The sequence below is a fragment of the Cellulomonas flavigena DSM 20109 genome, from assembly GCF_000092865.1.
Classification (GTDB): domain Bacteria; phylum Actinomycetota; class Actinomycetes; order Actinomycetales; family Cellulomonadaceae; genus Cellulomonas; species Cellulomonas flavigena.
The window spans coordinates 1,692,713-1,717,354 of record NC_014151.1 but is presented as its reverse complement, the minus strand read 5'-3'; the positions used below and the strand labels follow the sequence as shown (position 1 = coordinate 1,717,354).

Genomic DNA, 24,642 nt, shown 5'->3' with positions numbered 1-24,642 from the left:
GGCCTCAGCGCCCGGCGGCCCGCGGCGGCGCCTGGCGGTGCTGGTCGGTCCCCCACCGGGCCTTCTCGGGGATGCCGAGCGCGTCGCACAGCGCGTGCCACACGTCACGCGGCTCGACGCCCGCGGCGAGCGCCTGCGCACCCGTGCGGTCGCCGAGCGCGTCCAGCACGAGCTCCTCGAGCAGGTGGCGGCCCTCGACGGGGCCCAGCACGTCGGCGACCAGGTCGGCGAGCTCGCGGTTCCTCACGGCACCAGCCTGCCACCGCCGGCCGGCACCGCGCGCGTGTCGGACCCTGCCACCACAATGGCCCGGTGGTGCTCGACCGCTTCTCCGACCCGACCCGGGCGTGGTTCACCGGTGCCTTCGCGGCGCCCACGGCGGCGCAGACGGGGGCGTGGGAGGCCGTGTCCGGCGGGGACCACGCACTGGTCGTGGCCCCGACCGGGTCGGGCAAGACGCTCGCCGCGTTCCTCTGGGCGCTCGACGGGCTGCTGACGGGTGAGGCTCCGGCGGACCCGACGCAACGGTGCCGCGTGGTGTACGTCTCGCCCCTGAAGGCGCTGGCCACGGACGTGGAACGCAACCTGCGCTCGCCGCTGGTCGGCGTCCGGCAGGCCGCGACGCGCCTGGGGCGCGCGCTGCCGGAGGTCACGGTCGGGATCCGCACGGGTGACACACCCCCGGCCGAGCGGCGGGCGTTCGCGACCTCGCCGCCCGACGTGCTCATCACGACGCCCGAGTCGCTCTACCTCGTGCTGACGTCGGCGGCCCGCCGGGGACTCGCGGGCGTGCGGACCGTGATCGTCGACGAGATCCACGCGGTGGCCGCGACGAAGCGCGGTGCGCACCTCGCGCTCAGTCTCGAGCGGCTCGACGCGCTGCTGGAGGCCGAGGGCGGACCGGGGCCCGCGCAGCGCGTCGGCCTCTCCGCCACGGTGCGACCGGTCGACGCGGTGGCGTCGTTCCTCGGCGGCGCCCGCCCGCCGGCCGAGGGCGGCCGGCAGGTCGTGGTCGTGCAGCCGCCGTCGCAGAAGGTCATCGACGTGCAGGTCGTCGTGCCGGTGCCGGACCTGGGCGACCTCGCCGCGGCCGCACGCCCGGGTGCGAGCGGGACCACGCCCGGCACGGTCGACCGGTACGGCGGACCCGGGATCGACCCCGACCTCGCGGGCTTCGGCGCGCCGGCACCCGGTGCGGCCCCGCTCGAGCCCGTCCCCTCACCGCCGCGCACGTCGATCTGGCCGCACGTCGAGGAGCGCGTGGTCGACCTCGTCGCGGAGCACCGCTCGACCCTGGTCTTCACCAACTCGCGCCGCGGCGCCGAGCGGCTCACCGCGCGCATCAACGAGGTGTGGGCCGAACGGCGGGGCGGGGACGTGCCCGACCCGGGCGCGGCGCAGCCGGCGGCCGCCCCGGGGCAGTCCGGCACGTCGGCGGGCGTCGACACGCGCGACGCCTCGACGATCGTGGCGCGGGCGCACCACGGCTCGATGAGCCGCGCCGAGCGCACCCGGACCGAGTCCGAGCTCAAGGCAGGCCGGCTGCCCGCCGTGGTCGCGACGAGCTCGCTCGAGCTCGGGATCGACATGGGCGCGCTCGACCTCGTCGTGCAGGTGGGCGCGCCGCCGTCGGTGGCCAGCGGGTTGCAGCGCGTCGGGCGCGCGGGGCACCAGGTCGGTGCGGTGTCGCGCGGTGTCGTGTTCCCCACGTACCGCGGCGAGCTCGTCGCGGCGGCCGTGACCGCGCAACGCATGCGCACGGGTGAGCTCGAGGCCCTCGCGGTCCCCACCACCCCCCTCGACGTGCTCGCGCAGCAGCTCGTGGCGATGGCCGCGGTCGACGACTGGCCGGTGGACGACCTCGCGCGAGTCGTGCGTCGTGCGGCGCCGTTCGCGACGCTGGGCGACGCGACGCTGCACGCGGTGCTCGACATGCTCGCCGGCCGCTACCCGTCGGAGGACTTCGCCGAGCTGCGGCCGCGCGTCGTGTGGGACCGGGTCGCCGACGTGGTCTCGGGGCGCCCGGGCGCGTTGCGCCTCGCGGTGACGAGCGGCGGCACGATCCCGGACCGTGGGCTGTTCGGCGTGTTCCTCGCGGGCGACGCCGGGACCAGCGACGTGCCGGCGGACGCCGAGCGGACGGGTGGTCGGGTGCGCGGCGGCAAGCGCGTCGGCGAGCTCGACGAGGAGATGGTCTACGAGTCCCGCGTCGGCGACACGTTCACCCTGGGGTCGAGCACGTGGCGCATCGAGGACATCACGCCCGACCGCGTGCTCGTGACCCCGGCGCCGGGTGTACCCGGCCGGCTGCCGTTCTGGAAGGGCGACGCACCCGGGCGCCCCGCCGAGCTCGGCCGGGCGCTGGGCGCGTGGGTGCGCGAGCTCGCCGCACTGCCCGACGACGGGGCGCGCGAGCGCGCGGAGCAGGCGGGCCTCGACCCGTGGGCCGCCGACAACCTGCTGGCCTACCTGCGTGACCAGCAGGAGGCGACGGGTCAGGTGCCGAGCGACCGCGTGGTCGTGGTCGAGCGCTTCCGTGACGAGCTCGGCGACTGGCGCATCGTGCTGCACTCCCCGTACGGCGCGCGGGTGCACGCGCCGTGGGCGCTCGTCCTGGCGGCGCGCCTGCGCGAGCGGTACGGCGTCGACGCGGCCGCCATGCACGCCGACGACGGCATCGTGCTGCGCCTGCCCGACGTGCTCGACGGCGCGGCCGACGGCACGTGGGGCGACGACGCGGGTGCCGACGCCGGACCGCGGTTGTCGCTCGAGGACCTGCTGCTCGACCCGGACGAGGTGCTGCCGGCCGTGCGCGACGAGCTCGGGGCGTCCGCGATGTTCGCGGCGCGGTTCCGCGAGGCCGCCGGCCGGGCGCTGCTGCTCCCCCGGCGCCGTCCGGACCGCCGGCAGCCGCTGTGGCAGCAGCGTCAGCGCGCGGCCCAGCTGCTCGAGGTCGCGTCGCGCTACCCGGACTTCCCGATCCTGCTCGAGGCGGTGCGCGAGTGCCTGCAGGACGACTTCGACACCGAGGCGCTCACCGGCCTCATGCGCGACGTGGGTGCCGGGCGCGTGCGCGTCGTCGAGGTGACGACCGCGCACCCCTCACCCTTCGCGCAGTCGCTGCTGTTCGGGTACACCGCACAGTTCCTGTACGAGGGCGACGCTCCGCTCGCCGAGCGCCGCGCGGCAGCCCTCACCCTCGACCCGACGCTGCTCGCGGAGCTGCTCGGCACCGGCGGCGAGTCGCAGCTCGCGGACCTGCTCGACCCCGAGGCCGTGCAGCGCACCGAGGCCGAGCTCGCGGGGACGGCGCCCGACCGGCAGGCCGGCACGCTCGAGCAGGTGGCTGACGTGCTGCGTCGGCACGGCCCGCTGCCGACCGCCGAGGTCGAGGCCCGCACGCGACCCGAGGTGCGCGACGAGGTGCCCGCCTGGCTCGCGGAGCTGGAGTCCGCCCGGCGCGCGATCCGCGTGCGCCTGGGGGGCGTGCCGGCCGACCGCGCGGAGCAGTGGGCAGCCGTGGAGGACGCCGGGCGGCTGCGCGACGCGCTCGGCGTGGCGCTGCCCGTGGGCGTGCCCGAGGTGTTCACCGAGGTGCTCCCCGACCCGCTGGCGGACCTGCTGCGGCGCCACGCCCGCACGCGCGGTCCGTTCCCCGCGGCGCAGGCGGCCACCCGGTTCGGGCTCGGCGTCGCCGTCGTCACCGAGGTGCTGCGCCGGCTGGAGGCCTCGCGCGTCCTCGTCCAGGGCCGTCTGCGGCCCGACGTGCTGGGCGGCACGGGCGACGAGTTCTGCGACGCCGACGTGCTGCGGCGGCTGCGGCAGCGCTCGCTTGCCGCGCTGCGCGCCCAGGTCGAGCCGGTCGACCCACAGGCTCTCGGCGTGTTCCTCCCGCAGTGGCAGGGCGTGCAGGGCGTGGGACGGCGTGCGAGCGGGCTGCGCGGTGTCGACGCGGTCGCGCGCGCGGTCGAGCAGCTCGCCGGGTTCGCCGTACCGGCGTCGGCGCTCGAGTCCCACGTGCTGCCCGCTCGCGTGCCCGACTACGTCCCGGCGATGCTCGACGAGCTCACGTCGGCCGGCGAGGTGCTGTGGGCGGGTCACGCACCGCTGGCGGGGCACGACGGCCTGGTCTCGCTGCACCCGGCGGGCGTCGCCGACCTCACGCTCGCGCCGGTGCCGGACCTCGACGACCCCGAGGCGAGCGCGTCCGACCGCGTGCACCGGGCCGTGCTCTCGTCCCTCGAGGGCGGCGGGGCGTGGTTCCTCGGCGCGCTCGTGGACCGCGTGGCGGCCGTCTGGCTCGACGAGGACGCACCGCCCGGTGCGGCGGCCGTGCTGGAGGCCCTGTGGGACCTCGTGTGGGCCGGCCGCGTCACCAACGACGGTCTCGGTCCGCTGCGGGCCTGGCTCGCCGCCGGGCCGACCGCGCACCGCACGCGTACCGCCCCTGCGCGCGGCCGCCCGGTGCGCCCGCGTCTCGGCCTGCGTGCGGGCGGGCGGCTCGGCGTGCCGCCGTCCGTGCGCGACGCCGCGGCCGCACGGGCCACGGGCACCGCGTCGGGGCCCGGGGCCGGCCGCTGGTCGCTGCTGCCGGCGCGCGAGCCGGACCCGACGGTGCGGGCGCACGCGCTCGCCGCCCAGCTCCTCGACCGGCACGGCGTGCTCACGCGCGCGGTCGCCCCGGCCGAGGGCATCGGCGGCCGGTTCGCGGACGTGTACCGCGTGCTCGCGGCGCTCGAGCAGTCCGGGCAGGTGCGGCGCGGGTACTTCGTCGAACGGCTCGGGGGCTCGCAGTTCGCGTTGCCGGGTGCCGTGGACCAGCTGCGGGCGGACGCGGAGGTCGTCGACCGGGCGCGCGAGCGTGCGGCCGACCGACACGACTCTCCCACCGCCGGGCCCCACCTGCCGTGGCAGGACGTGCCCGCACCCGCGTGGGGCGCGCCGAGCGGTCCCGGCACGTGGTCCGGCACCGCACCGGGCCGGTCGTCGTCGCGGGACCAGCCGTGGGTCGTCGTGCTGGCCGCGACCGACCCGGCGAACCCGTACGGCGCCGCGCTCGCGTGGCCCGACCCGCCGCCCGGCCGCGACGGGAGCGGTCACCGGCCGGGGCGGAAGGCGGGCGCGCTCGTCGCGCTCGTCGACGGTGCCCTCGCGCTGTACCTCGAGCGTGGCGGCCGCACGCTGCTGACGTTCTCGCAGGACCCGGCGGTGCTCGCTGCCGCCGCGGGGGCCCTGGTGACCACCACGCGCGCCCGCCGCGCCGGTCGTCTCACGGTCGAGCGCATCGACGGCGCCCAGGTGCTCTCGTCGGACGTGCTGTCCTCGCCGGCAGCCGTCGCGCTGACCGCCGCCGGCTTCCTCACGACCCCGCGCGGCCTGCGCCTGCAGGCGTCGTGAGGCCGGCGTGACGGCCCGAGCGACGGCCGACGGCACGCCGGGCGGCGCGACCGTGAGCGACGATGCCCGAGGGTGACGTCCTGCGCCGCACCGCCGCGCACCTCGACCGCGCCCTCGCAGGCCGCAGGCTCGTGCGGGCGGACCTCCGCTGGCCGACCGCCGCGACCGTGGACCTCGTCGGCCGCACGGTGCTGGGGACCCGCCCCTACGGCAAGCACCTGCTGACGCGGTTCGACGACGGGCGCACGCTGCACACGCACCTGCGGATGGACGGCACGTGGCGGCTCGTGCCCAGCACGGACCGCCGGGCCGCGGCACGCTCGCCCGAGGTGCGCGCGGTGCTCGCCAGCGACGGGTGGACGGCGGTCGGCTACCGCCTGGGCATGCTCGACGTCGTGCCCACGAGCACCGAGGGCACGCTCCTGGGGCACCTCGGCCCCGACGTGCTGGACGGCGACTTCGACACCACGCCCGGCGTGCCGTGGGCGGGACCGCCCGTGCTGGACCTGCCGGTCCCGGGGATCGACGAGGCGCTGCGCCGCTGGGCCGCACAGGGGCCGCGGCCCGTGGCGGAGGTGCTGCTCGACCAGCGCGTCGTCGTCGGCATCGGGACGATCTTCATGGCCGAGTCGCTGTTCGCGCGCGGGTGGTGGCCGTGGGCGCCGGCCGACCGGGTCACGGACGCGGCCGAGGTGCTGCGCGCTGCTCGCGCGCTGCTGCGGGAGTCGGTGGCCACCGGGCGGCCAGCGTCGGCCGTCTACGGACGGGAGGGACGGACGTGCACGCGCTGCGGTGCACGAGTGGCACGTCACGACGTCGGGGCACCGCCGACGCAGCGGCAGGCGTACTGGTGCCCCGGGTGTCAGGTGCGCGGCCGATAGGGCCGCGCGGACTCAGCCGACCGGGGCCAGCTCCGAGCGCGGCATCGCCCAGCCGGCGTCGCCGCCGACGGCACGGTCGCCACCGGGCAGGCCTGCCGCCGCCGTGAGGTCCGCCGGGACGGTGTCGGGGATGAGCAGGCCCTCGGCCACCGCGACGCGGTCGCTGACCTCGCGCAGCACCAGGGACATCGGCACGTCGAGCGCGTCGCAGATGCTGCTCAGCAGCTCCGACGACGCCTCCTTCTGACCACGCTCGACCTCGCTGAGGTACCCCAACGAGACACGGGCCGCCGAGGAGACCTCTCGAAGGGTCCGCCCTTGGCGCTGGCGCGCGTCACGCAGGACGTCGCCGATCTCTCGTCGCAGAACGACCATCTGGGCTCCTCCCCTCACGTCGTGTCCTCGGTCACCGGACGGACCGACCGCGCGGCCGGCCGTCCCCCTTGCTGCTCCCGGCCGGGGGTCCGGGAGACGTCCACCGTACCGCGCACCGCCGGAGCGTGCCCCTGTCCCGCGCGCCGGCGGTCGCGTCGTCATCACATCGGACCCAACGAGGAGGGCCCTCCGGGTGTTCCCGATCGCGACACCGGGTGACGGACCGGACACGTCAGGTGCCGGGCGTGACGGTCTCCACGGCGAGGGCGAGCACCTGGGCGCACGCGGCGGCCCGGACAGCGGCGCGGTCGCCCGGCAGCACGAGGCTCACGACGCGGGCGTCGCGGGGCGTGACGACGGCGACGTGCACCGTGCCGGGGGCGTGGCCGTCCTGCGGACCCGGGCCCGCCACACCCGTCGTCGCCAGGCCGACGTGCGCACCGAGTCGCTGCGCGGCGCCCCGCGCCATCGCGGCCGCCACGTCGGGGTCGACCGGACCGCGCTGGGCCAGCAGCCCCGCGTCCACGTCGAGCAGCGACGCCTTGAGGTCGGTGGCGTAGGCGACGACGCCGCCGCGCAGCACGGCCGAGGCACCCGGCACGCCGACCAGACCGGCGGTGACCAGGCCCCCGGTGAGGGACTCGGCGACGGCGAGCGTCCACCCCTGGTCGCCGAGGACCGCCAGGAGCCGGGCTGCGTCGCTCACGGTCCGACGACGGGCGGCAGCCCCGCCGCCCGCCGGATCCGTAGCGCGTCGCGCACGTAGTCGATCCCGGTCACCAGGGTGACGAGGACGGCCGCGCCCATGACGACGCCCGCCACGACCCCGACGAATGCCGGCAGGTGCGTGAGCGGCAGCAGGTACAGCGAGATCGCCACGGCCTGCAGGACCGTCTTGAGCTTGCCGCCGCGCGACGCCGGCAGCACCACGTACCGCAGCAGGAAGAACCGCATGACGGTGATGCCGAGCTCACGCACGAGCACGACGGCCGTCACGGCCCACCACAGGTCGCCGAGCCACGACAGCAGCACGAGCGCGCTGCCGACGAGCAGTTTGTCGGCGATGGGGTCGAGCAGCTTGCCGAGGTCGGTCACCTGGCCGGAGCGGCGCGCGAGCCAACCGTCGAGCCGGTCGGACGCTGCGGCGAGGACGAACAGGCCGGTCGCGAGCAGGCGCCCGCCGACGGTGTGACCGCCGTCCGCGAGCAACGCGACGGCGAAGACCGGGACGACGGCGATCCGCAGGACCGTGACGACGTTGGCCGGGTTCCACACGGAAGGAGCGACGTCGACCACGCCCCCAGCCTACGGGCCGTCACGGGCCGCCGACGACGCGGCGGACTTCGCCCGCCACGTCACCCGTCCGGCGGAGGGTCCTGGACGCACGACCGACTAGCGTCCGGCGGGTGCCTCGTCACGCCCGGGAACTGCACCGGCCGGTGCTCCCGGCCGTGGTCACGTGCACCCTCGTGAGCGTCGCCCTCGCAGTCGGCGTGGCCGCGCTCGCACCGACCGCGGCCCCGGCGCACCAGCTGGCCGCCGCGCCCACCGTCGCCGGTGCCTACCTCGCGCCGGCCCGCACGCCCGCGCCGACCGCGGAGCCGGTCCCGGAACCGACCCGGGAGCCGGACGTCGGGATCAGCCTCGTCGCCGCGGGTGACGTGCTCCCCCACATGCCGGTGCTGCGCTCGGCACGCGACGGCGACGGCTACGACTTCTCGCGGGTCCTCGGCCCGCTCGACCCGTGGGTGCGCGGCGCCGACCTCGCGCTGTGCCACCTCGAGGTCCCCGTCGCCCCCGCCGGGTCGGCACCGTCCGGCTTCCCCGTCTTCGGGGCACCCGCCCAGCTCGCGGACGGCCTCGCGGACCAGGGGTGGGACGGTTGCTCCACCGCGTCGAACCACTCCGTGGACCGCGGCTGGGCCGGTGTCGGCGCGACGCTCGACGCGCTCGACGCGGTCGGCCTCGGGCACGTCGGCACCGCGCGCTCGGCCGTCGAGGGCGTCGCACCGCAGCTCTACGAGCTCGAGCGGGCCGGCCGGGTCGTCACGGTGGCGCACCTCGCGGCGACCTACGGCACGAACGGCATGCCCGTCGACGCGGACAAGCCGTGGTCGGTCCTGCGCATCGACGCCGAGGACCTCGTGCAGCGCGCGGCGGCCGCCCGCGCCGCGGGGGCGGACGTCGTGGTCCTCAGCCTCCACTGGGGTACCGAGTACCGCACGGCGCCGACCGACGCGCAACGCACGCTCGCGGGGCGGCTCGCCGCGTCGGGCGAGGTCGACCTCGTCATCGGGCACCACGCGCACGTCCCGCAGCCCGTCGAACAGCTGCCCGGCGGGCCCGGCGGTCAGGGTATGTGGGTGGCGTACGGCCTCGGCAACCACGTGTCCAACCAGGACGACGCGTGCTGCGTGGCGCAGAGCGCGTCCGGCCTGCTGCTCAGCGCGGAGGTCGTCGTGCCGGGTGCCGACCCCGCGCACGGCACCCCCGCCGGGCCGGCGCGCGTCACGTCCGTGGCCTGGACACCGATCACGGTCGACCGACGTGGGGGCCACCAGGTGCACGCGCTCGTCGACGTCCCCGGCGGCACCGCGACGCTGGACGCCGCGCAGGTCACCCGCCGGCTGTCGCTCGTCCGGGAGGCCGCGGGGCCGAGCGCCCCCGAGCGCACCGCTCCGGCGTCCCCCACCGGCGCGCCCCCGGTCGTCGTCGCGCGCCCGCGCTGACCCCACGACCTCCACCCGACCGACCCGCCGCGTCGACCGAGCGCCACGCTCCCCTGGCACGGGCGTCACTCCATCGGCAGCGCGCCCCCGTAGAGCCAGCCCTGGCCGTAGCGCCAGCCGTTGCGCCGCAGGAAGTCGGCCTGCTCCTCGTTCTCGATCCCCTCGGCGATGGTCACCATCGCCAGCTCGCGCGCGAGCGCGCCGAGAGCCCGCACCACCTTGCCCGCCGTGGGGTCGTGCGGGATCCCCGACGTGAACGACATGTCGAGCTTCACGCCGGCGACCGGCAGGTCCCGCAGGTAGGACAGCGGCGAGACGCCCGTCCCGAAGTCGTCGAGCAGGATCGGCACGCCGGCAGCCGACAGCTGCGTGAGCTCGTGCCGGATCCGCGTGCCCGAGGCGACGAGCGAGGACTCCGTCAGCTCGAGGACGAGCCGCCCTGCGGTGACGCGGTGGCGCGACAGGTCCTGCAGCAGGCGCGTCGCGAGCTCGGAGTCCCCGAGCTGGTCGGCCGAGACGTTCACCGACACCCACCGGCCGTCGTGCGCGTTCGTGGCGAGGAACTCGACGACGCGCGAGGCGACGAGCTGCCCGAGCATGACGGAGACCCCCGCCTCCTGCACCTGCGGGAGGAACGCCCCGGGCAGCAGCAGACCCCGGTGCGGGTGCTGCCAGCGCACGAGGGCCTCGTAGCCGACGACCCGCGAGTCGGACAGGTCGACGATCGGCTGGTAGTGCACGACGATCTCGCCCGTCGTGATCGCGTGCAGGAGCTCGCGGTGCACGTTCGACGGCGCCGCGAGCTCCATCGACGTGTCGTAGACCTCCGTCCGACCACGGCCGCTCTGCTTGGCGCGGTACAGCGCCGCGTCGGCGGCGGCCAGGAGGGTGGGCGCCCCCGCCTCGACGAGGTGCGGCTCGGCCAGCGCGATGCCCACGCTGGCCGCGACCCCGAGCCGCCGCCGCCCGACGCGCACGGGTTCCGCCAGCCCCGAGTGGATCTCGTTGGCGACCTCGAACACCGCCTTCGCGGCGTGCACGTCCTGGACGACGACCACGAACTCGTCGCCACCGAGCCGCGCGACCGTGCCGCTGCCCGCCGATGCCGCTCGCAGCACGCCGGCGACGTGCACGAGGATGTCGTCCCCCGCCGCGTGGCCGTACCGGTCGTTGATCCCCTTGAACCCGTCGAGGTCGCACGCCAGCACCGCGATGCGGTCGACCGCGCCCGGTTGCGCGAGCGCCGTCTGCAGCACCTCCTGCAGCAGCGTCCGGTTGGCGAGCCCCGTGAGCGGGTCGTGCATGGCGCGGTGCGTGAGCATCTCCGCCTGCATCTTCGACTCGGTGGCGTCGCGCACCTGGACGACGAAGTGATCGGGCGCGCCGTCGCCGGCCCGCACGAGGGCGGCGTCGAGCACCACCCAGACGAGCTGGTCGTCCGCGCGCCGGCAGCGCATCTCCAGCGAGAAGCGCTGCTGCCCACCGCCGAGCAGCTTGTCCATCTCCATGCGCTGGGCCGCGCGGTCCTCGGGGGCGCTCAGCTCGTCGATCCGGTAGCCGCGCAGCGCCGACGCGTGCGTGCCCAGCAGCTCGGCGAGCGCGACGTTGGCCTCGGAGATCCGCCACTGCAGGTCGACGAGCGCCATGCCGATGGGCGCGTTCTCCATCGCGACCTTGAACTGGGTCTCGCTGCGCGACAGCGCCACCTCGACGTCGTGCCGCGCCGTGATGTCGACGACGGTCGTGAGCACCGAGGTCTCGCCGTCCTCGTCGGGCGGCATCACGCGGCTCGTGACCTGGACGACGGACGGACGCACCCCCGGGCCCGGCGGCACGAGCGTGACGACCGTCGTGCGCTCCTCGGGGTCGGTGTCGTGTCGCCCCAGCACGAGACCGGGGTTCACGGCCAGGCCGCGGTCGTCGAGCAGTACCACCGGCATGCGCCCGACGGGCGCGCCGACCACCGACTCCCGCGTCACGCCCAGGATCTGGGCGGCACGCTCGGAGAGGTCCAGGACGGTCCCGTCGCGCGACTGGACGACGACGCCCTCGCTGGTGACGAGCTGCAGCGCGTCGTACCGCTTGTGGAGCTGGCGCGCGACGCGCACGAGGTCGACGTTGCGCCGCGCCTGCACCCGCTCGCGGCGCAGCAGCACCAGCACCGTGCCGAGCGCTGCCACGGCGACGACCGCGATCACGGTGGTGACGACGCTGTAGGGACCGACCAGACCTGAGCTCATGCGCCCGGTCCCGGCTCAGTCGTCGCCGACGGGCCCGTGCCCGTCGTCGCTCTCCTCGTCCGCCGGCGGGGGTGCCGCGGCTCCCGGCTCGCCCCGCAGCATCGCGAGCGTCGCGGGCAGGTCGTCGGGCTGCAGCAGCACCTCGCGCGCCTTGGAGCCCTCCGACGGGCCGACGATCTCGCGCGACTCCAGCAGGTCCATGAGGCGACCGGCCTTGGCGAAGCCGACGCGCAGCTTGCGCTGCAGCATCGACGTCGACCCGAACTGGGTCGTGACGACCAGCTCGGCGGCCTGCAGCAGCAGGTCGAGGTCGTCGCCGATGTCCTCGTCCACCTGCTTCTTGGCGGCCTGCACGGTGACGTCCTCGCGGTACACGGGCTTGAGCTGCTGCTTGACGTGCTCCACGACCGCGTGGATCTCGGACTCCGACACCCACGCACCCTGCGTGCGCATGGGCTTGGCCGCGCCCATGGGCAGGAACAGCGCGTCGCCCTGACCGATGAGCTTCTCGGCGCCGGGCTGGTCGAGCACGACGCGCGAGTCCGTGAGCGAGCTCGTCGCGAACGCCAGGCGCGAGGGCACGTTGGCCTTGATGAGGCCGGTGACGACGTCGACCGACGGGCGCTGCGTGGCCAGGACCAGGTGGATGCCGGCGGCACGCGCGAGCTGCGTGATGCGCTGGATCGAGGCCTCGACGTCACGCGGCGCGACCATCATGAGGTCGGCGAGCTCGTCGACGATCACCAGCAGGTACGGGTACGTCGCGATCTTGCGCTCGGAGCCCGGCAGCGGCTTGACCTTGCCGGCACGCACCGCGGCGTTGAAGTCGTCGATGTGCTTGTAGCCGAACATCGCGAGGTCGTCGTACCGCGCCTCCATCTCGCGCACGACCCACTCGAGGGCCTCGGCGGCCTTCTTGGGGTTCGTGATGATGGGCGTGATGAGGTGCGGGATGCCCTCGTACAGCGTGAGCTCGACGCGCTTGGGGTCGACGAGGATCATGCGCACCTCGTCGGGCGTCGAGCGCATGAGGATCGACACGATCATCGAGTTGACGAACGACGACTTGCCCGCGCCGGTCGCGCCCGCGACCAGCAGGTGCGGCATCTTGGCGAGGTTCGCCACGACGTAGCCGCCCTCGACGTCCTTGCCCACGCCGATCACCATCGGGTGCTCGCTGCGCTTCGCCGCGGACGAGCGCAGCACGTCACCCAGCGCGACGGTCTCGCGGTCGGTGTTGGGGATCTCGATGCCGATGGCCGACTTGCCGGGGATCGGCGAGAGGATGCGCACGTCGGCGCTCGCGACCGCGTAGGCGATGTTCTTGCTCAGCGCGGTCACACGCTCGACCTTGACGGCCGGGCCGAGCTCGACCTCGTAGCGGGTCACGGTCGGGCCGCGCGTGAACCCCGTGACCTGCGCGTCGATCTCGAACTGCTCGAGCACGGACGTCAGGGACTCGACGACGCGGTCGTTGGCGGCCGATCGCACCTTGTGCGGCGGCCCCTTCGCGAGGACGTCCTCGGTGGGCAGGATGTAGACGACGTCGCCCTCGAGCATCGGCTGCTCGCCGCGCGGCACGCCGCTCGTCGGCGGCGCCGGGAGCGCGGCGACCTCGGTGGGTGCGGTCTCGGGTGCGACCGGCGCCATGCGGCGCGTCGCCACCGCGTCCGCGGCGGCTGCCGCCGCCGCCTCCTCCTCCTCGCGCGCCACGACCGCGGCACGCTCGAAGGCCTCGTCGCCGACGTACTCATCGAGGCGACCGTCCTCGGGGTCGGCAGCGGAGGGCGCCCGCCGCCGGCCGAGCATGCGGCGCCTCGGCTTCGCCGGAGCCTCGGGACGCGCGCTGTGCAGCGCCTCGATCACCAGCGGCTCGTCCGGGACCGCGGCAGGCTCCTCGTGGTGCCCGGTGAGGCGCCGGTAGAGCGCCGCGAGCCGCGGGCCGATGAGGTGCACGGGCGTGGCCGTGACGACGAGGACCCCGAAGAAGGCGAGGATGCCCAGCAGCAGGCCGGCGACCACGGTCGTGAGCATCGAGGCCAGCGGTGTCCCGACACCGAAGCCGACGATGCCCCCGGCGCTGCGGACCGCCGCCATGTCCTGGGTCCCCGGCAGACCCTGCGTGAGGTGCACGATCCCGCAGACGGCCACCGTGATCGCGGTCAGGCCGATACCGATCCGGGAGTTGGCCTGCACGCGGTCGGGGTGCCGCATGAGCCGCACGCCCAGGCCCAGGAGCACGACGGGCACGGCCACGCCGACGACACCGAACGTGCCGGCCACGACGTTGTGGATGACGTCGCCCGCGCTGCCCGACAGGTCCCACCACTCGCGTGCCGCGACGACGACGGCCAGCGCCACGAGCGTCAGCGCGAGGCCGTCACGGCGGTGCGCCGGGTCCAGGTCGCGCGCACCGGCACCGACGTGCCGCGCGGTCCCCCCGACGAGATGGGCCGCCCCCATCCAGATGCCGCGCACGATCCGCAGCGGCAGGGCCGGGCGCGCGGGTGCCGCGGGGCGCCCTGCGGGCCGGGTACCGCCCCGCGTGGACCCGGCCTTCGTCGACCGTGCACCCGCGCCGGAGGCGCGCGTCGGACGCGCGGGGCCGGGGGTCGTACGGGTCGCCATGGTCCTCACGGTAGCGTCGCGACGGGCCGGGACCGCGTTGGCGCGTGCCCGTGTCGCCCGTGAGGTGGACGAGGGCGGCGCCCGGCGCGCGTGTCGGTGGGTGGTGGCACCATGCGGCGCATGGCATCCGCAGCGGCGCGTGGCCGCGGGCACGAGGGCACGGGGGCACCCGTCCGGGTCGACCGCCCCGCGGTGCTGCGGCACCGCGCCGGCGTCCAGCAGCTCGACCGGGCGCCGGGGTCCGTGACGGACCCCACGGACGCCGCCGTGCTCGACCTGGGCGTGCAGGACACGGGACCCGACGGTGCGCTGTGGGCGCTCGCGCTACGAGGGGTCGCGGTGCGCGCGGCGGATCACCCGGAGGCCCTCGCGTACGCCTGGACGCTGCGGGGTGCCCCGCACGCCTACCGGCGCGGGGACCTGCGCGCCGTCGAGCGTGCGGTCCGGCCGTGGTCGGACGGGGACGCGGCGAAGCGCATCTTCGACGCCGCACGGCCCCTGCGTGCAGCCGGGACACCTCCGACGCAGGCGATCGCCGCGACCGCGCGCGCGATGCGCGAGGTCGTGGTGCGGCCGATGGTGAAGGGCGAGGTCTCGACCGCCATGACGGCGGCCATGCCCGATGCGTACCTGCGGGAGTGCCGCCCCTGCGGCGCGGTGCACATGTACGAGCAGACGTTCAGGCTGGCTGCGCTCCACGCGGGCCTCGAGCTCGAGGCCGGGACGTCGCCGCCCGTGCTGCGACGCATCGCGCGATGGCCGTCGTCCCAGGTGGGCCGCACGGAGCCACCCGCGGCCGGCGAGCCGCTCGACGTCGTGCGGACGGCGCTGCACCTGCTCGGTCCGACCACGCCGGCGCTCGTCGCCGGGTTCCTCGACGCACCCGCGCGGGAGGTCGCGGCCCGCTGGCCCTCCGACGTCGTGGACGTCGACGTCGAGGGCCGCACGTGCCAGGTGCTGGTCGAGGACCTCGACGCCCTGCGGGCTGCGGCGAGGGTCGACGCGCCGCCCTGCGTGCGCCTGCTCGGCCCGTACGACCTGTTCCTCCAGGCGCGCGACCGCGACCTGCTCGCGCCGGACCCGCAGGTGCGCGCCTCGCTCTGGCCGGTGCTGGGTCGGCCCGGTGCCGTGGTCGTCGACGGCGAGGTCGTCGGGACGTGGCGGCCGCGGGCCCGGGGCCGCGTGCTGCACCTCGACGTGACGCCGTCGCGCCCCTGGACCCGGGCCGTCCGCGCCGGCGTCGACGAGCAGCACGGCCTGCTGGCGGCGTTCCGAGGCGTGCGCACCCCCTGACGACCGGCCGCCGCCCGGGAGACCCGTCGTCCGAGGACGTCAGACCTGCGTCGGCCTCCCCCGCTCGAGCACCACGAGCCGGTCGCCGTGCCCGTCCGCCACGAGGGCCTCGACCACCGCGTCGAGCGGCTCGGCGAAGTGCGCCCAGTCGGTGTGGTGCGCCGGCAGCAGCCGCGCGTCCGGGAGCAGGCGCGCCGCGGCCACGGCGAGCGGCGCGTCGAGCGTGAGGGGCTCGAGCGCCGGCGCACCGACGCGCGCCCCGCCCACGAAGAGCACCGCGACGTCGACACGGAACCGCTCGACGACCTGCCCGACGATGTCGACCGATGCGTTGTCGCCCGAGACGTAGACCGTCGCCGCCCCCTCGCCCTCCAGCACGAACCCCGTGACGTCGCCGGTCACGGCCTGCGCCCCAGGCGACCCGTGCAGCGCAGGGACCGCCGTCACGCGCGCCCTGCGCGGCCCGGCCAGGGCCACCGTCTGCCACGGCTCGAGACCCGTGACCCCGCCGACGCGCTCGGCCGCCCCGGGCGTCGACAGCACGAGCGGCACCCGCGCGAGCAGCGCGCGGCCCGCCGCGTCGAGGTTGTCCGCGTGCTCGTCGTGGGACAGGAGGACGGCGTCGAGCGGCCCGAGCGCGTCGGCGGGCACGGCCGGGCCCACGAGCTTGTGCAGCGGCACACGGCCCACGTACTCGCGGGGCGCCGGGTCGAAGGTCGGGTCGGTGAGCAGCGAGCGTCCCGCCCACGCGAGGTGCACGGTGGGGCCGCCGACGAGGGTCGCGATCAGCGTGGTCGTGGTCATGACCCGATCGTCGCGCCACCGGTACCGCAGCGACAGTGGCCCGAAGGACGCTGATCGCTAGGCTCGGGCCATGGTGCACCGCGTGGCCGTCGTGGCCTTCGACGGCATCAGCCCGTTCCATCTCGCCGTTCCCGGCACGGTGCTCGCCGGCCCTGCCCTCGCGCCCCGCCGCCTGTACGACGTGCAGGTGTGCGCGGTCACCCCGGGGCCCGTCGCCACCGATGCCGGTTGGTCGCTGGACGTGGAGCACGGCCTGGAGGCGCTGCGCGACGCCCGCACCGTCGTCCTGCCGAGCTGGGACACGTCGCGCGAACCCCCGCCCGAGCTGCTCGACGCGGTTCGGGGTGCGCACGCGTGCGGTGCGCGCGTCGTCGGCCTGTGCCTCGGGGCGTTCGTCGTCGCAGCCGCGGGCCTGCTCGACGACCGCGACGCGACCACGCACTGGCACGCCGCGGCGGACCTCGCTCGCCGCCACCCGCGCGTGCGGGTCCGCGACGACGTGCTGTGGACCGACCACGGCGACGTCGTCACGTCCGCCGGGGTCGCCGCGGGGCTCGACTGCTGCCTGCACCTGCTGCGCACGGACCACGGCGCGGCGACCGCCGCGACGGTGGCCCGCTCGCTCGTCCTCGCACCGCACCGCGACGGGTCGCAGGCTCAGTACGTGTCCGCGCCCGTACCGCGCGGCGACGGGACAGACCCCGTGGCCCGCGCGATCCGCCGGGCGCTCGAGCACCTCGACGAGCCGGTCGACCTCGACACGTGGGCGGCGTCGGTGCACCTCTCCCGGAGGACGTTCACCCGCCGGTTCCGCGAGCGCACGGGGAGCAGCCCGACGCGCTGGTTGCTGCACCAGCGACTCGACCGCGCCCGGGTGCTGCTGGAGACCGGCGACGACCCGGTCGAGGTCGTCGCGCGGCGCGCCGGCTTCGGGTCGGCGGCCGCACTCCGGCAGCACTTCGCGGCGCGCTACCGCACGAGCCCGCAACGGCACCGCGCGGCGTTCCGCGCGGTGCCGTGAGGCGGCACTGCTCAGGCCTCGACGACCACCGGGATGATCATCGGGCGGCGGCGCAGCTTGTTCGACACCCAGCGCCCGACGACGCGGCGCATCACCTGCTGGAGCTGATGGGTGTCGGTCGCGCCGGAGCGGGCCGCCTCCTCCAGCGCCTCGGTGAGCACGGGCAGGATCTCGTCGAAGACACCGTCCTGCTCGGCGACGCCGCGCGCGTGGATCTGCGGTCCCGCGAGCACCTTGCCGTCGCCCGAGGACACCACCGCGAAGATCGACACGAAGCCCTCGTCGCCGAGGATCCGCCGGTCCTTGAGCTCGACCTCGGTGAGCTCCCCGACGCTCGAGCCGTCCACGTAGACGTAGCCGCAGGGCACGGCACCGACGACGCTGGCCCGCCCGTCGACGAGGTCGACGACGACGCCGTCCTCCGCCAGGACGACGCGGTCCGCCGGCACGCCCGTGCGCACCGCGAGCGCGGCGTTGGCGATGAGGTGACGCACCTCGCCGTGCACGGGCATGACGTTGCGCGGCCGCAGGATGTTGTAGCAGTACAGCAGCTCACCGGCGCTCGCGTGGCCCGAGACGTGGACCTTCGCGTTGCCGGAGTGCACCACGCGTGCGCCGAGCCGCATGAGGCCGTTGATGACACGGAAGACCGCGTTCTCGTTGCCCGGGATGAGGCTCGAGGCGAGGATCACGGTGTCGCCGGGGCCGACGGAGACCTTGTGGTCGCCGTTCGCGATGCGCGACAGCGCTGCCATCGGCTCGCCCTGCGAGCCGGTGCACATGAGCACCACGCGGTCGTCGGGCAGGTTCTCCATCTGCTTGAGGTCGACGAGCAGCCCGTCGGGCACACGCAGGTAGCCGAGCTCGGACGCGATGCCCATGTTGCGGACCATCGACCGGCCGACGAGGGCGACCTTGCGCTCGTTGGCGACGGCCGCGTCGATGACCTGCTGCACGCGGTGCACGTGCGACGCGAACGACGCGACCACGACGCGCCCCGTGGACTCCGCGAACACCTGGTCGAGCACCGGCCCGATCTCGCGCTCGGGCGTGACGAAGCCCGGCACCTCGGCGTTCGTGGAGTCGACCATGAACAGGTCGACTCCCCGCTCGCCGAGCCGCGCGAACGCGCGCAGGTCGGTGATGCGCCCGTCGAGCGGGAGCTGGTCCATCTTGAAGTCGCCCGTGTGCAGCACCGTGCCGGCGGCCGTGTGCACGGCGACCGCGAGCGCGTCCGGGATCGAGTGGTTGACGGCGACGAACTCGCACTCGAACGGCCCGAGCTGCTCGACCTGGCCCTCGCGGACCGGGAGCGTCAACGGCGCGATGCGGTGCTCCTTGAGCTTCGCCTCGACGAACGCGAGCGTGAGCTGCGAGCCGACCAGCGGGATGTCGCGGCGCAGCCGCAGCAGGTACGGCACGGCGCCGATGTGGTCCTCGTGCCCGTGCGTGAGGACGATCGCGTCGATGTCGTCGAGGCGGTCCCGGATGTAGTCGAAGTCCGGGAGGATCAGGTCGACGCCGGGCTGGTGGTCCTCGGGGAACAGCACGCCGCAGTCGATGACGAGCAGCCGGCCGGCGTGCTCGAGCACGGCCATGTTGCGCCCGACCTCGCCGAGCCCGCCGAGCGGGACGACCCGCAGGCCACCCTCGGGCAGCGGCGGGGGCAGGGTGAGGTCCGGGTGAGGGTGACTCATGGGGCTCCTGGGGGATCGGTGGGCGCCGACCGCAGCCTCACGCGCGGTCGGCCCCCGTGACGACGTCCAGCAGGCCGGCGGCCGCCAGACCGGCGCGCACGTCGGCGGCCTCGTCGTCGGTGAAGGGGACGAGGGGCAGCCGGGTGGAGCGGCTGCTCAGGATGCCGAGCTCGACGAGCGCGGCCTTCGCGGCGGGCGCCTGGAAGCCGGCGCCGTTGAGCGCCGCCGCGACCGGGAGCAGCGAGCGGAAGATCTCGAGGGACCGCGCGGTGTCACCGGCGTTCCAGGCGTCGAAGAAGTGGGCGTACCCGACGGGCGCGGCCTGCGTCGCCACGCCGACGAGGCCGACGGCGCCGTGGGCGAGCAGCGCGAGCGCGAGCGTGTCGTCGCCGCTGTACCAGGCCAGCCCGGTGCGGGCGATCGCCTCGGCGGCCGCGACGACGTCGCCCGTGGCGTCCTTCATCGCGACGACGCGCTCGTGCGCGGCGAGCCGGTCGATCGTCGAGGGCGCCAGGCGGACGACGGAACGCCCGGGGACGTCGTAGAGCATGACCGGCAGATCGGTCGCGTCGGCGACGGCCGTGACGTGCGCGACCACGCCGTCCTGCGACGGACGCGAGTAGTACGGGGTGACGACCAGCAGGCCGTGCGCGCCCGCCTCCGCGGCCTGCTCGGCCATCCGGACGGCGTGCGCGGTGTCGTTCGACCCGGCGCCGGCGACGACGTACGCGCGGTCACCGACGGCCTCGACGACGGCGGCGACGATCTCCGCCTTCTCCGGAGCGTGCGTCGTGGGCGCCTCGCCCGTGGTGCCGTTGAGCACGAGCCCGTCGTGCCCTGCGTCGACGAGATGCTTCGCGAGCCGGACCGTCGCCTCGAGGTCGACGGCGCCGTCCGCGGTCATCGGGGTGACCGTGGCGGACAGCAGCGACCCGAACGGGTGGGTGGCAGAGGTCACGGCGGGCATGCGCACACGGTACCGCCCGGATCGTGCTGTGCGTCGCGGGTTTCCGCGAGCCGGTCGTCAGGCGGCGCCGGGCTCGGCGCCGACGCGCACCCACGAGTCGAACCGGTAGCGCGTCGCGGTGCGCGACACCAGCCACGGCGTGTCCGGCCCGCCGGACGCGCGGCGCCACCCGGGGCCGATCGTCGGCGCGCGAGTGTCCCCCGGGACGTCGAGGTCGACGACCGTGACCTCGAGCCGGTCCGCCCGGTCGAGCGTCGCGGCGTAGACCGCTCCCCCGCCGATCACCCACACGTCCTCGGCGCTGTGCAGCGCCGTCTCGAGGTCGTCGAGCACCGTCGCCCCGGGTGCGTCGTACGCGGCGTCGCGCGACAGCACGACGTTGCGGCGCCCGGGCAGCGGACGGAAGCGCTGCGGCAGCGACTCCCACGTGGCGCGGCCCATGACGACCGTCCCACCGGCGGTGACCTCGCGGAAGTGGGCCATGTCCTCCGGCACGTGCCAGGGGATCGCACCGGCGTCGCCGATGACGCCCTCGGGCGTCTGCGCCCAGACCAGGCCGATCACGCGGGTCAGACCGCCACGGGCGCGGCGATGGTCGGGTGGTGCCGGTAGCCGACCACCTCGACGTCGTCCCACGCGTAGTCGAACAGCGACGGCGCCTCGCGCAGCTCGAGCGTCGGGTACGGGTACGGCTCGCGCGAGAGCTGCTCGCGGACCTGTTCGACGTGGTTGTCGTAGATGTGGCAGTCCCCGCCGGTCCACACCAGGTCGCCGACCTCGAGGCCGACCTGCTGGGCGATCATGTGCGTGAGCAGCGCGTACGACGCGAGGTTGAACGGCACGCCGAGGAACAGGTCCGCCGAGCGCTGGTACACCTGCAGCGACAGCCGCCCGTCGGCGACGTAGAGCTGGAAGAACGCGTGGCACGGGACGAGGGCCATCCTGTCGAGCTCGGCGACGTTCCACGCCGAGACGAGGTGCCGTCGCGAGTCGGGGTTCGCGCGCAGCTCGCCCAGCAGGCGCTCGAGCTGGTCGACGTGGCCGCCGTCGGGCGTCGGCCACGACCGCCACTGCACGCCGTACACCGGCCCGAGCTCGCCGTGCTCGTCGGCCCACTCGTCCCAGATGTGCACGTTCCGCTCCAGGAGCGAGGCGATGTTCGACTCCCCCCGGAGGAACCAGAACAGCTCCTCGGCGACGCCGCGGAAGAACACGCGCTTGGTCGTCACGAGCGGGAAGCCGGCGCGCAGGTCGTAGCGCAGCTGGTGGCCGAACACCGAGCGTGTGCCCGTCCCCGTGCGGTCCGACTTGGGCGTGCCCGTCGCCAGGACGAGGCGCAGCAGGTCCTCGTACGGCGTCGGGACGGCAGTGGTGGGGTCGCTCGTGCGCGCGGCCGGCTCCGTCATGGCGCCATCGTAGGCGCGGGGGCAGGGTCCTCCTGCGCGCCCGCGGCCGTGGCGTCAGGATGGGTCGCATGACCAGGTCGCTGCCGCCCACCGTCGCCGCCCACCTGTCCACGGGTGTCCTCGTCGGGGGTCGCTGGCGACCTGCCCGCTCGGGCGCGACGTTCGGCGTGGAGGACCCTGCCACCGGCGAGACGGTCTTCGAGGTCGCCGACGGCGACGAGGACGACGCACGCGAGGCGCTCGACGCCGCCGTCGAGGCGTTCGACCCGTGGCGACGCACGCCGCCGCGCGTGCGCTCCGACGTGCTGCGGGCGATCTTCGACACCCTTGTCGCCCGCACCGACGACATCGCCGCGCTCGTGACGCTCGAGGGCGGCAAGCCGCTGGCCGAGTCGCGGGCCGAGGTCGCCTACGCCGCCGAGTACGTCCGCTGGTACAGCGAGCAGGCCGTGCGCGTCGACGGACTCGCCCGTCGTGCCCCCGCGGGCACCCACCACCAGATCGTGCTGCGCCGCCCCGTGGGTCCGTCGCTGCTCATCGCGCCGTGGAACTTCCCCATCGCGATGATCGCGCGCAAGGTCGCACCCGCCCTGGCCGCGGGCTGCACGTGCGTCGTCAAGCCCGCGCAGCTCACACCGCTGACGACGCTGTACGTCGCGGAGGTCGTCCGCGCCGAGCTCGCGGAGCGCGACCTGCCCACGGGCCTGGTCAACGTCGTGCCGACGTCGTCGGCGCGCAGCGTCAGCGAGCCCCTGCTGGCCGACCCGCGGCTGCGCAAGCTGTCGTTCACGGGCTCCACGGAGGTCGGGGCGAAGCTCCTGGCCGCGGCGGCCCCGTCGGTGCTGCGCACGTCGATGGAGCTCGGCGGCAACGCGCCGTTCCTCGTGTTCGCCGACGCCGACCTCGACGCGGCCGTCACCGGGGCCGTGCAGGCGAAGATGCGCAACGCGGGTCAGACGTGCGTCGCCGCGAACCGGTTCCTCGTGCACGCGTCGGTCGCCGACGAGTTCGCGCGGCGGCTCACGGCCGCGTTCGACGAGCTGGTCGTCGGCCACGGCGCGGACGACGGGGTCACCGTCGGCCCGCTCATCGAGCGTGCGGCCGTCGAGCGGGTCTCGGAGGTCGTCGTCGAGGCCGCCGACGCCGGTGCGCGCGTGCGCACGGGCGGCGAGGCGCCGCGACGGCCGGGGTACTTCTTCCAGCCGACGGTCCTCACGGACGTGGCCCCGGATGCGCGCGTCGTCACCGAGGAGGTCTTCGGGCCCGTCGCCCCCGTCGTGACGTTCGACGACGAGGACGAGGCGCTGCGCCTGGCCAACGACACCCCGTTCGGTCTGGTCGCCTACGCGTACACGCGCGACGTGGGCCGCGCGATGCGGCTCGCCGAGGAGCTCGACGCCGGGATGATCGGCATCAACCGCGGCCTGGTGTCCGACGCGAGCGCGCCGTTCGGCGGCGTGAAGTCCTCGGGGCTCGGGCGCGAGGGCGGCGAGGCGGGCCTCGAGGAGTACCTCGAGCCGGTGTACGTCGCACTCTGACGCGGCCCACGGGCGTGCGTGGCGCGGACCGCAACCCCCGCCGCGGCGCCGCAGTCGGCGTGTGCGACAGTGACGACGTGACCCCGGACCCCGCCGTCGCCGCACGCCGGCAGGCGGTCTCGGTGTCCGTCGCGACGGGCCTGTACGGCGTGTCCTTCGGCGCGCTGTCCGTCGCCGCGGGGCTCGACGTCGCGCAGACCATGGCGCTCAGCCTGCTGATGTTCTCCGGCGGGTCGCAGTTCGCGTTCATCGGCGTCGTGGGCGCCGGGGGCGGCGCGGGCGCCGCGATCGCGTCGGCCGCGCTGCTCGGCGCGCGCAACGGCCTCTACGGTGCCCAGCTCACGCCGATGCTCGACCTGCCGCGGCGCTGGCGGCTCCCGGCGGCGCAGCTGACGATCGACGAGTCCACGGCCGTCGCGACGGCCCAGCCCGACCGCCGGACGGCTCGCGTGGGCTTCTGGTGGACGGGCCTGGGCGTGTTCCTGCTCTGGAACACGTTCACGTTGCTCGGCGCCCTCGTCGGCGACCGGCTCGGCGACCCGCGGGCGTACGGTCTCGACGCCGCCGCGGGCGCGGCCTTCCTCGCCCTGGTGTGGCCACGGCTCGCGGGACGCGCCGCCCAGCTCGTCGCGGCGGCCGCCGTCGTCGTCGCGCTCGCCACCACCCCGGTGCTGTCGGCCGGGCTGCCCGTGCTGCTCGCGGCCGTGGTGGCGGTGGTCGTCGGGCTGGTCACCACCGACCGCACCCCGGGCGGCTCGTCGTGACCGCGCTGTGGGGTGCCGTGCTGCTCGCCGGCCTGGCCTGCCTGGCCATCAAGCTCGCCGGGCACGTGCTGCCCGAGCACTGGCTGGCGCAGCCGCGCGTCGCGCGCGTCGCGGCGCTCGTCACGGTGGCCCTGCTCTCGGCGCTGGTCGCGGTGCAGACGGCCACGGGCGACGGGCGCGTCGTCGTCGACGCGCGGGTGCCCGCCCTGGCTGTCGCCGCCGTCGCGCTCGTGCTGCGCGCGCCGTTCGTCGTCGTCGTGCTGCTGGCGGCGGGCACGGCCGCGCTGCTGCGGCACCTCGGCATGCCCTGATCCGGCACCACCCCCGCGCGCGCGGTTAGGCTCGTCGCGTGACACCCACCGCCGACGTGTCGGTCCGCCCAGCAGTCCCCGGCGACGAGACCCGCATCGCCGCGATCCAGCTCGCCGCGTGGCGCTCCGCCCACGCCACGGTGCTCGGCGAGGTCGTGCTGGACTCGCTCGACGAGGAGGCGTTCGTCCGGCAGTGGCGGCAGGCGGTGACCTCTGCCCCCGGCCCCGGCTACCACGTGCTCGTCGCGTGCGACGGCCCCCGCGTCGTCGGTGTCGCGTCCGTGGCACCCGTGCCACCCTCCGACCCGCTGCAGGCGCCCGGCGGCGTCGTGCTCGCGCTCGAGGTCGACCCGCCGGACCAGCGCGCCGGCCACGGGTCGCGGCTGCTCGCTGCAGCGGTGGACCTGCTGCGCGCCGACGGCGCCGACCAGGTGCAGACGTGGGTCGTCGACAGTGACACCGCGCGCGAGCAGTTCCTCGCGGGCGCCGGGCTCGGACCCGACGGCCGCACGCGACGCCTGGCCACCGGTCCCGGGCCGGACGACGAGGCCTACGTCGTCAGCGAGAGCCGCTGGTACGCCGAGATCTGAC

The 24,642-nt window shown here is 75.7% G+C and carries 19 protein-coding genes and 1 pseudogene; 9 read left to right on the top strand and 11 right to left on the bottom strand.

Annotation, left to right across the window (positions count from 1 at the left end):
* Positions 1-4: 4 nt before the first annotated feature.
* A complete protein-coding gene (locus CFLA_RS07785; protein WP_013116774.1) occupies positions 5-247 on the bottom strand; it encodes a DUF3046 domain-containing protein in 243 nt (80 codons plus the stop codon).
* A gap of 65 nt (positions 248-312) precedes the next feature.
* Here CFLA_RS07785 and CFLA_RS07780 point away from each other — a divergent pair, with 65 nt between their 5' ends.
* Positions 313-5,397, top strand: a complete 5,085-nt coding sequence (locus CFLA_RS07780; RefSeq protein WP_013116773.1) for an Lhr family ATP-dependent helicase — start codon at positions 313-315, stop codon at positions 5,395-5,397.
* Between the two features lie 62 nt (positions 5,398-5,459).
* Positions 5,460-6,278, top strand: a complete 819-nt coding sequence (locus tag CFLA_RS07775) for a DNA-formamidopyrimidine glycosylase family protein (protein ID WP_013116772.1) — start codon at positions 5,460-5,462, stop codon at positions 6,276-6,278.
* A gap of 12 nt (positions 6,279-6,290) precedes the next feature.
* On the opposite strand, the gene CFLA_RS07770 is transcribed toward CFLA_RS07775, so the two are convergent.
* The 3 genes from CFLA_RS07770 to pgsA form a co-directional block, all read right to left on the bottom strand.
* The gene (locus CFLA_RS07770) at positions 6,291-6,653 is read right to left on the bottom strand and encodes a helix-turn-helix domain-containing protein (protein WP_013116771.1); all 363 of its coding nucleotides are present in this window, start codon (positions 6,651-6,653) and stop codon (positions 6,291-6,293) included.
* A 232-nt stretch (positions 6,654-6,885) separates the two neighbouring features.
* Entirely contained in the window at positions 6,886-7,359 is a 474-nt protein-coding gene (locus CFLA_RS07765; RefSeq protein WP_013116770.1) for a CinA family protein, read from the bottom strand.
* Positions 7,356-7,949, bottom strand: coding sequence for a CDP-diacylglycerol--glycerol-3-phosphate 3-phosphatidyltransferase (gene pgsA / locus CFLA_RS07760; protein WP_013116769.1), 594 nt, complete (start codon positions 7,947-7,949; stop codon positions 7,356-7,358). The genes CFLA_RS07765 and pgsA overlap by 4 nt, the downstream gene beginning before the upstream one ends.
* A gap of 173 nt (positions 7,950-8,122) precedes the next feature.
* Between pgsA and CFLA_RS07755 the strand changes: the two genes are divergently transcribed.
* Complete coding sequence (locus CFLA_RS07755; RefSeq protein WP_245530319.1) at positions 8,123-9,382, top strand: CapA family protein; 1,260 nt, start codon at positions 8,123-8,125, stop codon at positions 9,380-9,382.
* A 65-nt stretch (positions 9,383-9,447) separates the two neighbouring features.
* On the opposite strand, the gene CFLA_RS07750 is transcribed toward CFLA_RS07755, so the two are convergent.
* Together CFLA_RS07750 and CFLA_RS07745 are read right to left on the bottom strand one after the other, a co-directional pair.
* Positions 9,448-11,622: a putative bifunctional diguanylate cyclase/phosphodiesterase gene (locus tag CFLA_RS07750; protein ID WP_013116767.1), complete on the bottom strand. Its 2,175-nt coding sequence runs from the start codon at positions 11,620-11,622 to the stop codon at positions 9,448-9,450.
* 15 nt (positions 11,623-11,637) lie between these two features.
* A complete protein-coding gene (locus CFLA_RS07745; protein ID WP_013116766.1) occupies positions 11,638-14,250 on the bottom strand; it encodes an FtsK/SpoIIIE family DNA translocase in 2,613 nt (870 codons plus the stop codon).
* A 120-nt stretch (positions 14,251-14,370) separates the two neighbouring features.
* Here CFLA_RS07745 and CFLA_RS07740 point away from each other — a divergent pair, with 120 nt between their 5' ends.
* The gene (locus CFLA_RS07740; protein WP_052302816.1) at positions 14,371-15,543 is read left to right on the top strand and encodes a winged helix DNA-binding domain-containing protein; all 1,173 of its coding nucleotides are present in this window, start codon (positions 14,371-14,373) and stop codon (positions 15,541-15,543) included.
* Positions 15,544-15,582: 39 nt separating this feature from the next.
* Here CFLA_RS07740 and CFLA_RS07735 read toward each other — a convergent pair whose 3' ends face one another.
* Positions 15,583-16,347 carry an MBL fold metallo-hydrolase gene (locus CFLA_RS07735; protein ID WP_013116764.1) on the bottom strand — a complete coding sequence of 255 codons (765 nt, stop codon included), beginning with the start codon at positions 16,345-16,347 and terminating at the stop codon, positions 15,583-15,585.
* Between the two features lie 70 nt (positions 16,348-16,417).
* Here CFLA_RS07735 and CFLA_RS07730 point away from each other — a divergent pair, with 70 nt between their 5' ends.
* A complete protein-coding gene (locus CFLA_RS07730; RefSeq protein WP_013116763.1) occupies positions 16,418-17,368 on the top strand; it encodes a GlxA family transcriptional regulator in 951 nt (316 codons plus the stop codon).
* Between the two features lie 11 nt (positions 17,369-17,379).
* Here the strand turns inward: CFLA_RS07730 and CFLA_RS07725 are convergent, their stop codons facing one another.
* Genes CFLA_RS07725 through CFLA_RS07710 form a run of 4 tightly spaced genes read right to left on the bottom strand, consistent with a single transcriptional unit; the run spans position 17,380 to position 21,438 of the window.
* On the bottom strand, positions 17,380-19,065 hold the full coding sequence (locus CFLA_RS07725; protein WP_013116762.1) for a ribonuclease J: 1,686 nt from the start codon (positions 19,063-19,065) through the stop codon (positions 17,380-17,382).
* 37 nt (positions 19,066-19,102) lie between these two features.
* A complete protein-coding gene (gene dapA / locus CFLA_RS07720; RefSeq protein ID WP_013116761.1) occupies positions 19,103-20,032 on the bottom strand; it encodes a 4-hydroxy-tetrahydrodipicolinate synthase in 930 nt (309 codons plus the stop codon).
* A 57-nt stretch (positions 20,033-20,089) separates the two neighbouring features.
* Positions 20,090-20,596, bottom strand: coding sequence for a dihydrofolate reductase (locus CFLA_RS07715; protein WP_013116760.1), 507 nt, complete (start codon positions 20,594-20,596; stop codon positions 20,090-20,092).
* A 5-nt stretch (positions 20,597-20,601) separates the two neighbouring features.
* A complete protein-coding gene (locus CFLA_RS07710; RefSeq protein ID WP_013116759.1) occupies positions 20,602-21,438 on the bottom strand; it encodes a thymidylate synthase in 837 nt (278 codons plus the stop codon).
* Positions 21,439-21,575: 137 nt separating this feature from the next.
* Here CFLA_RS07710 and CFLA_RS07705 point away from each other — a divergent pair.
* The 4 genes and pseudogenes from CFLA_RS07705 to CFLA_RS07690 all read left to right on the top strand — a co-directional run.
* Positions 21,576-22,976, top strand: a pseudogene (locus CFLA_RS07705) (NAD-dependent succinate-semialdehyde dehydrogenase); the annotation flags it as partial.
* Between the two features lie 77 nt (positions 22,977-23,053).
* Positions 23,054-23,740: an AzlC family ABC transporter permease gene (locus CFLA_RS07700; protein ID WP_043598902.1), complete on the top strand. Its 687-nt coding sequence runs from the start codon at positions 23,054-23,056 to the stop codon at positions 23,738-23,740.
* The gene (locus CFLA_RS07695; protein ID WP_013116756.1) at positions 23,737-24,051 is read left to right on the top strand and encodes an AzlD domain-containing protein; all 315 of its coding nucleotides are present in this window, start codon (positions 23,737-23,739) and stop codon (positions 24,049-24,051) included. Before CFLA_RS07700 ends, CFLA_RS07695 begins: the two co-directional genes overlap by 4 nt.
* A gap of 38 nt (positions 24,052-24,089) precedes the next feature.
* A complete protein-coding gene (locus CFLA_RS07690) occupies positions 24,090-24,641 on the top strand; it encodes a GNAT family N-acetyltransferase (protein WP_013116755.1) in 552 nt (183 codons plus the stop codon).
* Position 24,642 lies beyond the last annotated feature (1 nt).

Excerpts from the sequence above, each read along its gene's own strand:
- CFLA_RS07775 (WP_013116772.1), top strand. The coding sequence starts at position 5,460 with ATGCCCGAGGGTGACGTCCTGCGCCGCACCGCCGCGCACCTCGACCGC.
- CFLA_RS07770 (WP_013116771.1), bottom strand. The coding sequence starts at position 6,653 with ATGGTCGTTCTGCGACGAGAGATCGGCGACGTCCTGCGTGACGCGCGC.
- CFLA_RS07750 (WP_013116767.1), bottom strand. The coding sequence starts at position 11,622 with ATGAGCTCAGGTCTGGTCGGTCCCTACAGCGTCGTCACCACCGTGATC.
- CFLA_RS07745 (WP_013116766.1), bottom strand. The coding sequence starts at position 14,250 with ATGGCGACCCGTACGACCCCCGGCCCCGCGCGTCCGACGCGCGCCTCC.
- CFLA_RS07740 (WP_052302816.1), top strand. The coding sequence starts at position 14,371 with ATGGCATCCGCAGCGGCGCGTGGCCGCGGGCACGAGGGCACGGGGGCA.
- CFLA_RS07735 (WP_013116764.1), bottom strand. The coding sequence starts at position 16,347 with ATGACCACGACCACGCTGATCGCGACCCTCGTCGGCGGCCCCACCGTG.
- CFLA_RS07730 (WP_013116763.1), top strand. The coding sequence starts at position 16,418 with ATGGTGCACCGCGTGGCCGTCGTGGCCTTCGACGGCATCAGCCCGTTC.
- CFLA_RS07725 (WP_013116762.1), bottom strand. The coding sequence starts at position 19,065 with ATGAGTCACCCTCACCCGGACCTCACCCTGCCCCCGCCGCTGCCCGAG.
- dapA (WP_013116761.1), bottom strand. The coding sequence starts at position 20,032 with ATGCCCGCCGTGACCTCTGCCACCCACCCGTTCGGGTCGCTGCTGTCC.
- CFLA_RS07710 (WP_013116759.1), bottom strand. The coding sequence starts at position 21,438 with ATGACGGAGCCGGCCGCGCGCACGAGCGACCCCACCACTGCCGTCCCG.